Below are 13,600 nucleotides of genomic sequence, written 5' to 3'. Positions count from 1 at the left end.
CCGCTGAACATCATCAACCAGCGTCAATTTCGCATCATCACCGAATCCAGGGCTCGTATGGATAAAGCCAAGGCGATCGCGATGGACAAGGCGTTGGCAGCGATGGATGCGCTGTTTAACAAACGAGGACCAACTATGGAAAACACTATCCAGAAAACCGAAATTGCTGAAGCTGTTCTCAGCAAGTTTGAACCTGCTGGCCCTGGCATTTACCAAGGGATCCCCGGTGATGCCTACCACGGAGGACCAGGATTATCCAAAAGCGGCTTGGATTGGGCTTTGGTGTCTGGCCAGCACTACCACTATTACCAAGTAGAAGGTAACGACCAGAAGCCAACTGCAGCACTGCGAGAAGGTCGGATCCTGCACAAAGTCGTGCTGGAGTTTGAAGACTTCAACCGTGAGTTCGTTGTTGAGCCCGAGTGGCCAGAAGATGCCATCAATGGTGCCGAGCAGATGAAGACCATCATCCAGGCCTACAACGAAAAACTCGAGGAAAAACCAGCAGTCGAGGAACTCATCCAAGCAATCGAGACTCGCAACGCTAAGCTGCCAAAGCCTGTTGACGCTGGCAAAAGTGTGGGTGAACACGAGGCTGCCTATGAACTGCTGCCCGCGGCATTCCAAACCCTGGGTAAGGATGACAAACGAACCGGCAGCGCGCTGAAAGTCTACATTAAGGCCTACAACGACAGCCTGCCCAAGCCCATTAAAGCATCTGGTAGCTATCAAGTGGTGCTCGAGAACTACGCATTGCTGGGCATCCAACAAGCTGAGCGGGCCGCTCACATCAACTCCTTGCCCAACCCACTCCCGCTGAATGGTACCAAGGCTGAAATGGCCGAGCGGATCCGGGCTTTCAAACCTGATGCCGTTTTCCTCGAGGAGCTCAAAGAGCAATTCATTCAAGATGCCGGCGGGCGCGAGGTATTGACGCCCAACGAGTATCAGCACGCACTGCGCTACCGAGAAGCAGTTTTCAGCCATCCCGAAGCTGCCGTGCTGCTTGATGAAGGGGTTGCTGAATCCAGTTTCTATTGGCATCACCCCGAGACAGGAGCGCTCCTTAAGTGCCGGCCTGACTGGACACGTCCCGATCATGTATTGGCCGACCTGAAGTTCGTACGCAACGCCAGCCCCAGCGGTTTCTCCCGGGACGGCAGTGCCCACAACTACCACATTCAGGATGCCCACTACTCCGATGGCTATGAAACGCTGACAGGCCACAAGCCCAGCTTCGTTTTCATCGCGGTGGAGAAAGATGGGCCCCTGGGACGCGACGTGTTCAAGCCAATTCTGGTCGGCGTCTACTACTACGGCCAGGATGATCAACGCCGTGCGCTGGAGTTGCGCAATATGGCTGTACGCAATGTGGTCCGCTGGAGCAAAGACAACTACTGGCCTGGCCACGATGGCATGGGGGAGATCATTGTCCCCTCGTTCCAGGCCAATGCGGAGCGCAACACCCTCAATGAAGACGAGAGCAGCATCACGCTCACTCAAGCCACTGACGTTGAGCGACCGCTTGATGCCCTTCCTGACAACCTGTTTGATAGCGAGGCAGCATGATGAACAATCAAGTGGCAACCCAAGAAACCAGCCCAGTGCTTGCCAATGAGCGTGGTCAAGCAAACATGCTCAACCTGATGATGAATGCCGACTTCATGGCAAGCATCGACAAGATGGCGACCATGATGGCCAGCGGTATGGCAACGGTCCCCTCACACCTACGGGGCAACCAGCCCGACTGCTTCGCGATCTGTCTGCAGGCAATCCAATGGGGAATGAATCCCTTCCCAGTGGCCCAGAAGACCCACTTGGTCAAAGGTGTGCTTGGGTATGAAGCGCAACTGGTCAATGCCGTCGTGGTCAACTCTGGCGCCATAAAGGGCCGCTTTGACTACGAGTTCTTTGGACCATGGGAACAGGTGATCGGCAAATTCAAAGTGAACCGCAAAGAGAAAGATGGCGAGAGCATCGAGTATCGCATCCCCAACTGGTCATTCTCGGATGAAAAAGACTGTGGTGTAAGGGTAACCGCAACCCTTTCCAGTGGTTGTGTTCGTGCGGTGACGTTGCTGCTGCAACAAGCACGCACTCGAAACTCCACCCTTTGGGCTGATGACCCCAAGCAACAGCTTGCCTATCTGGGCGTAAAGCGCTGGGCAAGGCTCTACACCCCGGACGTGATCCTGGGGTCTACTCAGTCGATGAGTTGGAAGAGATCGATATCACGCCTCCAAGTGACAGCTCGCAAGGTGGCCCTGACGTCAAAGCAGAGCTCGCGCAGAAGGCCGCGGAGAGGCGCGCCCAGCAACAAAATGCCCACGTTATCGAAGGCGAGGCTCAAGTGGTCACCGAGGAAGGTGAGCCAGTAGTTGAATCCACTCAGTATGTGGATGAACCGACCGAGCAGAAGGACCTCGAGGCAGAAGACCTGCTTGCCGAGATCCTGTTCAAGATGGATCTCGCTCAATCCGGCTCAGAAATGAAAGTACTGGTGACCGAGGTCACCAAACTGGGGCCCCGTTTGACTGATGAACAGAAGCAGGTTGCATCCAGCATTTACCAGAAGAATATTGATCGCCTTGGCCTTAAGACCAAAAAGGCGGCCTAGACGACCGTTTTTACCCGACCCCTGAGCTGGGGGCCGAAATCACGGCCCTTCTTTCAACTCAACCGACGCCCCATCCTCTGGAGCAGGAGGGCCACACCATGCAACAACTTCAACTGACCATCCACCAGGACAGCCAGCTTCTCAACGACCTGGTCAGTATCGTGCGCTCCCCCACCCTTTCCCGTTCGGCCAAGCTCGCCGAGATCGGCCGCATCCTGGCACATTTCGATCTGCCCATCGAAGCGCCCCGGGTTGCCGGCCAGCTCTGGAGCGCCACCGAGCTGGGCAAGGAGCTGGGGGTTAGTGCCCAGGCCATAGGCCGGCTGGCCAACCAGCACCAACTCAAACGCCCGGCGTTTGGGGAATACCGCCTTGACCAAGCGGCTCACTCCCACAAACAAGTTCAAACCTTTTACTACAACCAGCTCGGGCGTCACCGGCTCGAGTCTCTTATCACCGCGAGGACCATATGCAACGAAATTACATCTACCCATGCGCAAAATGGGTAAGGCCACGCCTTTTTGAAGCTCTGACTGGTATGACCGAGAAGGCTGCCGAAGGGAGACGCCTGAAGGGAGAATGGCAGGAGGGAGTCATCTGGATGTATGGCCCTGATGGACAGGTTCGCTACAGTATCGAGGAGTACGACAAATGGGTCGAGTCAACGCAATAGACAGCATCGCCGCGCTGGTTGCGGGGCTGACCGGAATAGAAGTGCATGGCAACAAAATGAGGCTTTGCTTCAGCTATAAGGGACACCGCTGTCGGGAGGTATTGGATATCCCTTTCACTAAAGCAAACGTCAAATTCGCAGCGAATAAACTTGCTGCGATCAAACACGAAATTGCCCTTGGCAGCTTTGACTATGCAAAGCACTTCCCCAACTCCAAGGTACTGTCCCGCCTTGGGATGAGGGCGACAACCAGAATGACGCTTGAAGAGGCTTCAAGCGCCTTCATTGAGAGTGCGGGAAGCACGGTCGGCATTTCGACAAAACGCTCGTATCGCAGCGCCTTTCAAAGAATGACGTTGTTTCTCGGCGAAGATATGCCAATAGCTGATTTGCTGTCTATGCACGTCGAGAGGTTGCGTAACCATTTGCTCACTGACTGTCGTCCAACAACGGTAAGAACCTACCTGGGCCATGTTGGAAACCTGCTGAATTGGGCTGCCCGAAACGAGCCGCTTGAAAGAAAGTTCGATGTTCGTGTCGCCGCCGCCAGGTTGAACACAGAGAAGAGCGCAGATCCTTTCGAACATTGGGAATTTCAGAAGCTGATTGAGGTCACTACGAATCGGCAGTTTAAGAACATATTGCTGGTGCTCGCCTACACCGGGATCCGACCTGGTGAGCTGAGGGCACTCAGCTGGAATGACATCGATTTTGAGAATCGGATCCTGCATGTACGTAGGAACCTCACTCAGCAAAAAATGCAATTCAAACTTCCAAAGACGAATCGAACAAGAACTGTTCATCTCATGCCGCCAGCCCTGAGTGCACTTGAGGACCAATACAAGATAACTGGGGCACTTTTGGACGCAGAGATTGACATGCACTTACCAGGTGGCATGATCGTGCGCCAAACATTACGCCCAGTCTTCCGGCCAACCAGAGTTGTGCCGGACAGGCCACCTTTTTACTCTGGTGTTTTCCTGGTTGAGCCATGGCGAGCAGCAATCAAGAAGTCTGGGGTTCGTTATCGCAGGGTCTATCAGCTCAGGCATACTTATGCCAGTTGGAACATCACCGCTCACGGAAACCTTGCGTTCATAGCAGAATAAATGGGTCACAACTCTGCAAAAATGTTGCAAGAGGTCTATGGAAAGTGGATTGAGTCAGCCAGCCGAAGTGAGGTTGATTCGATCTGGAATTCGATGCAAAAGAATGGGCATTTGCCCCAATAGCGCCCCAGAGTTTTCAACCAATGCAGTAATGCATTGATAATCAAGGAATATTTTTTAATATTATGCTTTCGAGTAACAACATCACCATGCAGTTCGGCGCCAAGCCGCTGTTTGAGAACATCAGCGTCAAGTTTGGCGGCGGCAACCGCTACGGCCTTATCGGTGCCAACGGCTGTGGCAAGTCCACCTTTATGAAGATCCTCGGCGGCGATCTGGAGCCCACTGGCGGTAATGTGAGCCTAGACGTCAACGAACGCATCGGTAAGCTGCGTCAGGATCAGTTCGCCTACGAAGAGATGCGCGTACTGGACGTGGTCATGATGGGTCACACCGAGCTGTGGGCCGCCATCGCCGAGCGCGATGCCATCTACGCCAACCTGGAAGCGACCGACGATGACTACATGAAGGCCGCCGAGCTGGAAGGCCTGGTCGCCGAGTATGACGGCTATACTGCCGAATCCCGCGCAGGCGAGCTGCTGCTGGGTGCTGGCATTCCCATCGAACAGCACAACGGCCCGATGAGCGAAGTGGCACCGGGCTGGAAACTGCGGGTGCTGCTGGCACAGGCGCTGTTCTCCAACCCCGACATCCTGTTGCTGGACGAACCGACCAACAACCTGGACATCAACACCATTCGCTGGCTGGAACAGGTGCTCAACGATCGCGAGAGCACCATGATCATCATCTCTCACGACCGTCACTTCCTGAACTCCGTCTGCACCCACATGGCGGATCTGGACTACGGCGAGCTGCGCGTCTACCCGGGCAACTACGACGAGTACATGACGGCCGCCACCCAGGCCCGTGAGCGCCTGCTGGCCGACAACGCCAAGAAGAAGGCCCAGATCGCCGATCTGCAATCCTTCGTCTCGCGTTTCAGCGCCAACGCCTCCAAGTCCAGCCAGGCCACCTCCCGCCTCAAGCAGATCGACAAGATCAAGATTGAGGAAGTGAAGGTCTCCAGCCGGCAGAACCCCTTCATCCGCTTCGAGCAGGAGAAGAAGCTCTACCGCAACATCCTGGAGATCGAAGGCGTATCCAAAGGCTATGGCGAGGCTCCGCTGTTCAAGGGCCTCAACATGATGCTGGAAGTGGGCGAGAAGGTCGCCATTCTGGGTACCAACGGTATCGGTAAATCCACCCTGATCAAAACCCTGGTGGGCGCGCTGGCACCGGACACCGGCACCATCAAGTGGTCCGAAAACGCCCAGATCGGTTACTACGCCCAGGATCACGCCGAGGACTTCGACACCGATCTCAACGTGTTCGACTGGATGGCCCAGTGGAAACAGGAGAACGAAGACGAGCAGGCGGTACGCTCCGTACTGGGCCGTCTGCTCTTCTCCCAGGACGACATCAAGAAGCCGGTCAAGGTGCTGTCCGGTGGTGAGCAGGGCCGCATGCTGTTTGGCAAGCTGATGATGCAGCGCCCCAACATCCTGATCATGGATGAGCCGACCAACCACCTGGACATGGAATCCATCGAATCCTTGAACCTGGCGCTGGAGATGTACAAGGGCACCCTGATCTTCGTCTCCCACGACCGTGAGTTCGTCTCCTCCCTGGCGACCCGCATCCTGGAGCTGACTGAAGATGGCATCCGCGACTTCGGCGGCACCTACGAGGATTACCTGCGCACCCAAGGCGTGGTGTAACCCCTCCTACCCGCACATCCCGTCAATGAAAACCGGCACCTCAGTGCCGGTTTTTTTATGCCTGCGATATCTGCCGGACGATACGGATCATCCCGTGTGCCATATGCCCTTCCCCCTGCCAGGGCCGGTTGTCATCCCGCCAGAAAGGAAACTGAACGGCGCCTCGCAGATAAAGAAACGGCCCCATCAAGGGGCCGTTTTCACATGGATTGGAGTCGGTTCGACTTATTCGACCGTGGCTTCCACATCGGTGAAGTACTCGATCTTGGCAGACTTGCGCAGCTCGTCGATGAGAGACTTGTAGCTCACCTGAGCCTTGCCCTGACCCAGCTGGCCTTGCAGCAGCTTGGCCATGCCAGACGGCTCCTTGGCGACTGTCACCTTGTCCAGCGCAACCACTACGCGGTCGCCATTGGCTTCGGTCACCAGCTCGACGCTCGGCTTGCCGTCGATCGGATGAGGCATGCGGAAGGCCTGCGCCACCAGGTTCTGATCCAGATCCTGAGCGAAGCGGGCTACCCCATCATGATTCTCCACCTTCAGACCCAGCGCGGTCAGCTCGGCCTGGATATTCTCGCCAGCCTTGAGCTTGTCCAGCAGACCCTGCGCCTTGCCACGGGCCACTTCACTGGCCTTGTCGTGCTTGATGGCTGCAATCACCTGCTCTTTCACCTCCGCCAGCGGTTTGGCCGCTTTCGGCTGGTGACCGGTGATGTGCATGACCAGCGCCTTGCCATCTGCCAGTTCGATCACGTCGGAGTTGGTGTTGTCATCGCGCAGCTGCTCGGAGAAGGCGGCAGAGAGTACCTTGGGATCGTTCAGCGGTGCCGGTGCATCAGCCTGGCTGAAGTAACCGGTGGACTGCACCTTCAGACCCATGGTGTCGGCGGTCAAGTCCAGCGAATCCGGGTTCTCGAAGCTGCTGTCGGCCATCTTCTGCTGCTCGGCAAAGAACAGCTCCTTGGCCTTGTCCGCCTGCAGACGGCTGATGGTCTCTGCTTTCACATCGGCAAACGGCTTGGTCTGAGCCGGTTCAACCCCCAGCAGCTTGATGACGTGGAAACCGAACGGGCTCTTCACCACTGTGGAGAGATCGCCGGCCTTGGCCAGTGCAAATGCGGCCTTCTCGAACGCCGGATCCATCACCCCTTTCTCGAACCAATCCAGCTCGCCGCCTTTTTTGGCGGAGAAAGTATCGGAAGAGTCAGCCTTGGCCAGCGCGGCAAAATCGTCACCGGCCTTGGCTTTGGTCAGCACGGCCTCGGCCTTCTGCTCGGCGGCTTTCTCGTCCTTGCCAAACGGGATCAGGATGTGAGCCACATGACGACGCTCGGCACGCTGGAACAGATCCTGGTGCTGATCGTAGTAATCCTGGGCATCCTGCTCGCTCACCTTGACGTCTTTGCCAAGGGTGGCGGCGTCCAGCAACAGGTAGTCGACCTTGACCTGCTCGTCATTCATGAAGTGGCTGCTGTTGGCCTTGTAGTACTGCTCCACCTCTTCATCGGAGACTTTCACGTCCCCCAGGTAGGCAGATGCCGCCAGGCGCACCAGACGCAGATCGCGAGTCTGGTTGTAGAGCTTGTCCAGTTGCTCGGCTTCACCCTTGAGTGCAAATTCGGTGCCCAGCAGGGCGCCCATCAGTTGCTGGCGAACCATGTCCTGGCGCAGGGAGTCACGGAACATCTCCGGGGTCATGCCGGCGCGGCGGATCAGCTGCAGATAGCGATCGTTGTTGAACTTGCCATCTTCGGCAAACTCGGGCATGGCGACGATGGCCTGCTTGATCTGCTCATCGCTGACGCGCAGACCCAGTTCACGGGCCTTGCTGTCGAACAGGGCCTGATCGATCAGACGGTCCAGCACGCCACGGCGGAACTGCTTCATGTAGTCAGGATTGGCGGCCAACTGGCTGAAAGACTCCCCCATTTGGGATTCCATGCGGGCCCGCTCGTTGCGATAGGCATTTTCCAGCGCAGCGGAGCTGATGTCATTGCCGTTGACGGTGGCGGGGGCGGTACGAGCCGGGCCGTTGAGGTAGCTACCTACACCGGCCAAGGCAAAGGAGAGGATGATCAGGCCCAAGATAACCTTGGCTACCTTGCCCTGCGCCCCTTCGCGTAGTTTATCCAACATCATGTTTGTACTTATGCTCCCGAACTCGATGGGCGTAAATAATGAAAAGGCGCACCGATTGCGATGCGCCTTGGTCAATCAGTATGAGGGAGAGCCCTCTCACTTGTCTGGTCTGTGACCAAGGACGGTGGCCGATGTGATATCAGCGCCCGGCTTAGTTGACAGCGTCTTTCAGGGCCTTACCGGCTTTGAAGGCAGGAACTTTACCAGCGGCGATTTCGATGGTCGCGCCAGTTTGCGGGTTACGGCCAGAACGGGCAGCACGCTCGCGCACGGCGAAAGTACCGAAACCTACCAGAGCAACCTGGTCACCCTCTTTCAGGGCTTCACCCACGGCGTCAATGAAAGCATCCAGCGCACGGCCAGCAGCGGCTTTGGAGATATCAGCACCGTCTGCAATCTTGTCAATCAGTTGAGATTTATTCACTCTTATATTCCCCTTTTATCGAACATCGCTGCGGCGCCGATTTCCCTGGCCACAACAAGTGGAGGTTTTATAGCAAGCCTCCTGATCAGTTGCAAGTGACAATCTAGCGCAAACCCGCGCCACATCACGCATTGCGACTCATCATGAGTACCCGATCGGTGGTCAAGGCTACTTCCGTTATCCGGCGCATGCAAGCCTTAACCACCCCCCGAATGCGCCAAATTTGCGGCGCATCAACATTTACACGACAGAAACGCGCTCAAACCCTTGCGGATTGTCCTGCAACGCCAGTTCCAGCACCTCGTCAATCCAGCGAACCGGATAGATTTCAAGGTCTTGTTTGACGTTGTCCGGGATCTCCTCGAGGTCACGCTCGTTCTCTTTCGGGATCAGCACCCGCTTGATGCCACCGCGATGGGCGGCCAGCAGCTTCTCTTTAAGACCGCCAATCGGCAGCACTTCGCCACGCAGGGTGATCTCCCCCGTCATGGCCACATCAGCACGAACCGGATTACCGGTCAAGCTGGAGACCAGGGCGGTACACATGGCGATACCGGCGCTCGGACCGTCTTTCGGGGTCGCCCCTTCCGGTACGTGCACGTGGATATCGCGCTTCTCGTAGAAGTCGGCATTGATGCGCAGCTTCTCGGCACGGGCCCGAACCACCGTCATGGCGGCCTGAATGGACTCCTGCATCACGTCACCCAGGGAACCTGTGTAGGTGAGCTTGCCCTTGCCCGGCATGTTGGTGGTCTCGATGGTGAGCAGATCGCCCCCCACTTCGGTCCACGCCAGACCACACACCTGACCCACCTGGTTCTGATCGGTGGCCTTGCCGTAGTCAAAGCGCTGCACCCCGAGGAACTCCTTGAGGTTGGCCTGATTGACCTGAACATGCTTGATGCTCTTGTCCAGCAGGATACGCTTGACCGCCTTGCGACAAATCTTGGAGATCTCACGCTCCAAGCTACGCACCCCCGCCTCGCGGGTGTAGTAGCGGATCACCCCAACCAGAGCGGAATCCTCGATGGTGATCTCGGACTCTTTCAGGCCGTTGCGCTGGATCTGCTTGGAGACCAGATGCTGCTTGGCGATGTTGAGCTTCTCATCTTCGGTGTAACCGGAGAGGCGGATCACTTCCATCCGGTCCAGCAGCGGACCCGGGATGTTCATGGAGTTGGAGGTGGCCACGAACATCACGTCCGACAGGTCATAATCCACTTCCAGGTAGTGATCGTTGAAGCTGTTGTTCTGTTCGGGATCCAGCACTTCCAGCAGGGCTGAGGCGGGATCGCCACGCATGTCCGAGCTCATCTTGTCGATTTCATCGAGCAGGAACAGCGGGTTCTTCACGCCGACTTTCGCCATCTTCTGGATGAGCTTGCCGGGCATGGAACCGATGTAGGTACGGCGGTGACCGCGGATCTCCGCCTCGTCACGCACCCCGCCCAGAGCCATGCGCACGTATTTGCGACCGGTGGCCTTGGCGATGGACTGACCGAGCGAGGTCTTGCCCACACCGGGAGGCCCTACCAGACAGAGGATCGGCCCCTTGAGCTTGTTGACGCGCGCCTGCACCGCCAGATACTCGAGAATGCGATCCTTGACCTTCTCCAGGCCATAGTGATCGGCATCCAGCACCTCTTGCGCCTTGCCCAGGTCTTTCTTGACCTTGGAACGCGCCTTCCACGGCACCTGCACCATCCAGTCGACGTAGCTGCGCACCACGGTGGCCTCGGCCGACATGGGCGACATCATCTTCAGCTTGGCGAGCTCGGCCTGCGCCTTCTCACGAGCATCTTCCGGCATGCCGGCCTCTTCAATCTTGCGATTGAGGGCTTCGAACTCATCCGGGCTGTCTTCCAGCTCACCCAGCTCTTTCTGGATGGCCTTCATCTGTTCGTTGAGATAGTACTCGCGCTGGCTCTTCTCCATCTGCTTCTTGACCCGGGAGCGGATGCGTTTCTCGACCTGCAGCAGGTCAATCTCCGACTCCATCATGGCCATCAGAAACTCGATGCGCTCGGACACGGAGGCGATTTCCAGCACCTTCTGCTTGTCTTCGAGCTTGAGCGGCATGTGGGCAGCCATGGTATCGGCCAGGCGCGCCGCATCGTCGATCGCCGAAATCGAGGTGAGCACCTCGGGCGGGATCTTCTTGTTGAGCTTGATATAGCCTTCGAACTGACCGATGGCAGAGCGCACCAGCACATCCTGGTCCTTCTCCTCAATCGCCTTGGAGGCGATGTACTGCGCCTCGCCAACGAAGAAGTCCCGGTCGTCGATCATCCGCTCAAGACGGGCACGCTGGCCCCCTTCCACCAGCACCTTGACGGTGCCATCGGGCAGCTTGAGCATCTGTAGAATATTGGCCACTGTCCCGACGGAGAAGATCTCCTCCACCGTCGGCTCATCGGTTGACGCATCCTTCTGGGCCACCAGCAGAACTTTCTTGTCCTGCTCCATGGCCGCTTCCAGACAGCGAATGGATTTTTCCCGCCCCACAAAGAGTGGAATGACCATGTGGGGGTAAACCACCACGTCACGAAGAGGCAGGACGGGAATCTCGATGCGTTCTGAACGCTCTAGGTTCATATATGTCCTCTCGGCTTGTTATACCGTTGGCAAAGCGCTTGGCTGAGTATATGGGGGCGCTTAGATGAGATTCAATCGCCGAAACCGCAAAAAGCATGAAAGGGGCAAAAAGCCCCTTTCATTTGATTAAAAATCAGACATTTACTCTGATGCGGCGGCCTGGGTCTCGGGATTTTCGTAGATCATCAAGGGCGCGGAGTCCCCCTTGATCACGGTTTCGTCGATCACCACCTTGCTGACACCGTCCAGCGACGGCAGGTCATACATGGTATCGAGCAACACGGCTTCCACGATGGAACGCAGGCCACGGGCGCCGGTTTTACGCTCCATCGCCTTGCGGGCAATGGCGTTCAACGCGTCGTCACGGAACTCCAGCTCCACCCCTTCCAGATCGAACAGCGCGGCATACTGCTTGGTCAGCGCGTTCTTCGGTTCTTTCAGGATCTGGATCAGGGCAGCCTCGTCCAGCTCGGTCAGGGTCGCTACCACCGGCAGGCGGCCGATGAACTCGGGGATCAGACCGTATTTGATCAGATCTTCCGGCTCCACCTTGGCAAAGCTCTCGCTCAAGGTCGCCTTGGCGCTCTTGGACTTGACCTCGGCACCAAAGCCGATGCCGGTGCCCTTGACGGAGCGCTGCTCGATCACCTTGTCCAGACCGGCAAAGGCGCCACCGCAGATGAACAGGATCTTGGAGGTATCAACCTGCAAGAACTCCTGTTGCGGGTGCTTGCGACCACCTTGCGGCGGCACGGAAGCGATGGTCCCTTCGATCAGCTTGAGCAGGGCCTGCTGCACCCCTTCCCCGGACACGTCGCGGGTGATGGAGGGGTTGTCCGACTTGCGGGAGATCTTGTCGATCTCGTCGATGTAGACGATGCCACGCTGGGCCTTCTCTACGTCGTAGTCGCACTTTTGCAGCAGCTTCTGGATGATGTTCTCCACGTCCTCGCCCACATAACCGGCTTCGGTCAGGGTGGTGGCGTCGGCCATGGTGAAGGGAACGTCCAGCAGACGAGCCAGGGTTTCAGCCAGCAGGGTCTTGCCGCTGCCGGTCGGACCGATCAGCAGGATGTTGGATTTGCCCAGCTCTACGCCACCGGACTCGCTGCCGCTGCGCAGCCGCTTGTAGTGGTTGTAGACGGCTACCGCCAGCACCTTCTTGGCGTACTCCTGCCCGATCACATAGTCATCCAGATGAGCGCGGATTTCATGAGGGGTTGGCAGCTCGCTACCATCACGCTTGGGCGAGATCTCGCGGATCTCTTCGCGGATGATGTCGTTACACAGCTCGACACACTCATCACATATGTAGACGGAAGGGCCAGCGATCAGCTTGCGCACTTCATGCTGGCTTTTGCCGCAAAAAGAGCAGTAGAGCAGCTTATCACCCTCACCCTTGCGTTTTTCTGTCATTCAGCAACCTCGTTTTATCAATAGAGGATGGATTGTCCTGTTGAGTTTACAACAGTCCGGAACACCCTGCCCATGCCTGATCTGCCGATTGAGGGCATCATCAAACCAGATGATGCCCTCGACGATGGTACGGGCTAGCTCGTGGCTCAGCCGCGGCGGCTCAGGACACCGTCAACCAGACCATAGGCCACGGCCTGCTCGGCCGACATGAAGTTGTCACGGTCGGTGTCACGCTCGATGGTGGCCATGTCCTGACCGGTATGGAAGGCCAGACGCTCGTTCAGGGTATTCTTGATCTTCAGGATCTCCTGGGCATGGATCTGGATATCAGATGCCTGGCCCTGGAAACCGCCCAGCGGCTGGTGGATCATCACGCGGGCATTGGGCAGGCAGAAACGCTTGCCCTTGGCACCACCGGCCAGCAGGAAGGCACCCATGGAGCAGGCCTGCCCCATGCACACCGTGCTGACGTCCGGCTTGATGAACTGCATGGTGTCATAAATGGACATACCGGCCGTGACGGCCCCACCCGGAGAGTTGATGTAGATGCTGATGTCCTGATCCGGATTTTCAGATTCCAGGAACAGCAGCTGAGCCACCACCAGATTCGCCATGTGATCTTCAACCTGACCGGTCAGGAAGATCACCCGCTCCTTCAGCAGACGAGAATAGATGTCGTAGGAACGCTCCCCTTTCGCGGTTTGCTCTACCACCATCGGGATGAGCGCATTGCGTGGGGATTCAGTCACATCGTTATAGTTCTTGTACATAAGGCATTGTCCCTAAAATAAAATGGCCCGAGTGGAGATCACACGAGCCATTATACTTAACAGTCTTGACCTTAAGTCA

Annotated in this window: 11 protein-coding genes; 6 read left to right on the top strand and 5 right to left on the bottom strand. The window is 57.0% G+C overall.

Going from position 1 to position 13,600, the window contains the following annotated elements; translation table 11 throughout:
* Positions 1 to 57: 57 nt before the first annotated feature.
* The 6 genes from AHA_RS10200 (at position 58) to AHA_RS10180 (ending at position 6,177) form a co-directional block, all read left to right on the top strand.
* Positions 58 to 1,569, top strand: coding sequence for a PD-(D/E)XK nuclease-like domain-containing protein (locus tag AHA_RS10200; RefSeq protein ID WP_237701993.1), 1,512 nt, complete (start codon positions 58 to 60; stop codon positions 1,567 to 1,569).
* Positions 1,566 to 2,378 (top strand): RecT family recombinase, encoded by an 813-nt coding sequence (locus AHA_RS10195; RefSeq protein ID WP_237701992.1) that lies wholly within the window; start codon positions 1,566 to 1,568, stop codon positions 2,376 to 2,378. The genes AHA_RS10200 and AHA_RS10195 overlap by 4 nt, the downstream gene beginning before the upstream one ends.
* A complete protein-coding gene (locus tag AHA_RS21860; protein WP_237701990.1) occupies positions 2,351 to 2,617 on the top strand; it encodes a hypothetical protein in 267 nt (88 codons plus the stop codon). Before AHA_RS10195 ends, AHA_RS21860 begins: the two co-directional genes overlap by 28 nt.
* Before the next feature lie 98 nt (positions 2,618 to 2,715).
* On the top strand, positions 2,716 to 3,126 hold the full coding sequence (locus AHA_RS10190) for a hypothetical protein (protein WP_011705885.1): 411 nt from the start codon (positions 2,716 to 2,718) through the stop codon (positions 3,124 to 3,126).
* Positions 3,127 to 3,268: 142 nt separating this feature from the next.
* Positions 3,269 to 4,399, top strand: coding sequence for a site-specific integrase (locus AHA_RS10185; protein ID WP_077392302.1), 1,131 nt, complete (start codon positions 3,269 to 3,271; stop codon positions 4,397 to 4,399).
* Between the two features lie 185 nt (positions 4,400 to 4,584).
* Positions 4,585 to 6,177 carry an ABC-F family ATPase gene (locus AHA_RS10180; protein WP_011705884.1) on the top strand — a complete coding sequence of 531 codons (1,593 nt, stop codon included), beginning with the start codon at positions 4,585 to 4,587 and terminating at the stop codon, positions 6,175 to 6,177.
* A gap of 225 nt (positions 6,178 to 6,402) precedes the next feature.
* On the opposite strand, the gene ppiD is transcribed toward AHA_RS10180, so the two are convergent.
* The 5 genes from ppiD to clpP all read right to left on the bottom strand — a co-directional run bounded on the left by ppiD (position 6,403) and on the right by clpP (position 13,521).
* Positions 6,403 to 8,316, bottom strand: coding sequence for a peptidylprolyl isomerase (ppiD, locus tag AHA_RS10175; RefSeq protein ID WP_164927617.1), 1,914 nt, complete (start codon positions 8,314 to 8,316; stop codon positions 6,403 to 6,405).
* Positions 8,317 to 8,467: 151 nt separating this feature from the next.
* The gene (gene hupB / locus AHA_RS10170; RefSeq protein WP_005315375.1) at positions 8,468 to 8,740 is read right to left on the bottom strand and encodes a nucleoid-associated protein HU-beta; all 273 of its coding nucleotides are present in this window, start codon (positions 8,738 to 8,740) and stop codon (positions 8,468 to 8,470) included.
* 240 nt (positions 8,741 to 8,980) lie between these two features.
* Positions 8,981 to 11,335 (bottom strand): endopeptidase La, encoded by a 2,355-nt coding sequence (gene lon, locus AHA_RS10165; RefSeq protein ID WP_011705882.1) that lies wholly within the window; start codon positions 11,333 to 11,335, stop codon positions 8,981 to 8,983.
* Positions 11,336 to 11,476: 141 nt separating this feature from the next.
* On the bottom strand, positions 11,477 to 12,751 hold the full coding sequence (gene clpX, locus AHA_RS10160) for an ATP-dependent protease ATP-binding subunit ClpX (protein WP_005301524.1): 1,275 nt from the start codon (positions 12,749 to 12,751) through the stop codon (positions 11,477 to 11,479).
* 146 nt (positions 12,752 to 12,897) lie between these two features.
* On the bottom strand, positions 12,898 to 13,521 hold the full coding sequence (gene clpP, locus AHA_RS10155) for an ATP-dependent Clp endopeptidase proteolytic subunit ClpP (protein WP_005301526.1): 624 nt from the start codon (positions 13,519 to 13,521) through the stop codon (positions 12,898 to 12,900).
* Between the last annotated feature and the right edge of the window lie 79 nt (positions 13,522 to 13,600).

This window comes from Aeromonas hydrophila subsp. hydrophila ATCC 7966, assembly GCF_000014805.1.
GTDB classification, from domain to species: domain Bacteria; phylum Pseudomonadota; class Gammaproteobacteria; order Enterobacterales; family Aeromonadaceae; genus Aeromonas; species Aeromonas hydrophila.
This window is presented reverse-complemented; position numbering and strand designations above follow the sequence as displayed.

Bases quoted from the DNA above. Each gene is read 5' to 3' on its own strand.
- AHA_RS10180 (WP_011705884.1), top strand. From the start codon at position 4,585: ATGCTTTCGAGTAACAACATCACCATGCAGTTCGGCGCCAAGCCGCTG.
- clpP (WP_005301526.1), bottom strand. From the start codon at position 13,521: ATGTACAAGAACTATAACGATGTGACTGAATCCCCACGCAATGCGCTC.
- AHA_RS10195 (WP_237701992.1), top strand. From the start codon at position 1,566: ATGATGAACAATCAAGTGGCAACCCAAGAAACCAGCCCAGTGCTTGCC.
- AHA_RS10200 (WP_237701993.1), top strand. From the start codon at position 58: ATGGATAAAGCCAAGGCGATCGCGATGGACAAGGCGTTGGCAGCGATG.
- AHA_RS10185 (WP_077392302.1), top strand. From the start codon at position 3,269: ATGGGTCGAGTCAACGCAATAGACAGCATCGCCGCGCTGGTTGCGGGG.
- lon (WP_011705882.1), bottom strand. From the start codon at position 11,335: ATGAACCTAGAGCGTTCAGAACGCATCGAGATTCCCGTCCTGCCTCTT.
- AHA_RS10190 (WP_011705885.1), top strand. From the start codon at position 2,716: ATGCAACAACTTCAACTGACCATCCACCAGGACAGCCAGCTTCTCAAC.
- clpX (WP_005301524.1), bottom strand. From the start codon at position 12,751: ATGACAGAAAAACGCAAGGGTGAGGGTGATAAGCTGCTCTACTGCTCT.
- ppiD (WP_164927617.1), bottom strand. From the start codon at position 8,316: ATGATGTTGGATAAACTACGCGAAGGGGCGCAGGGCAAGGTAGCCAAG.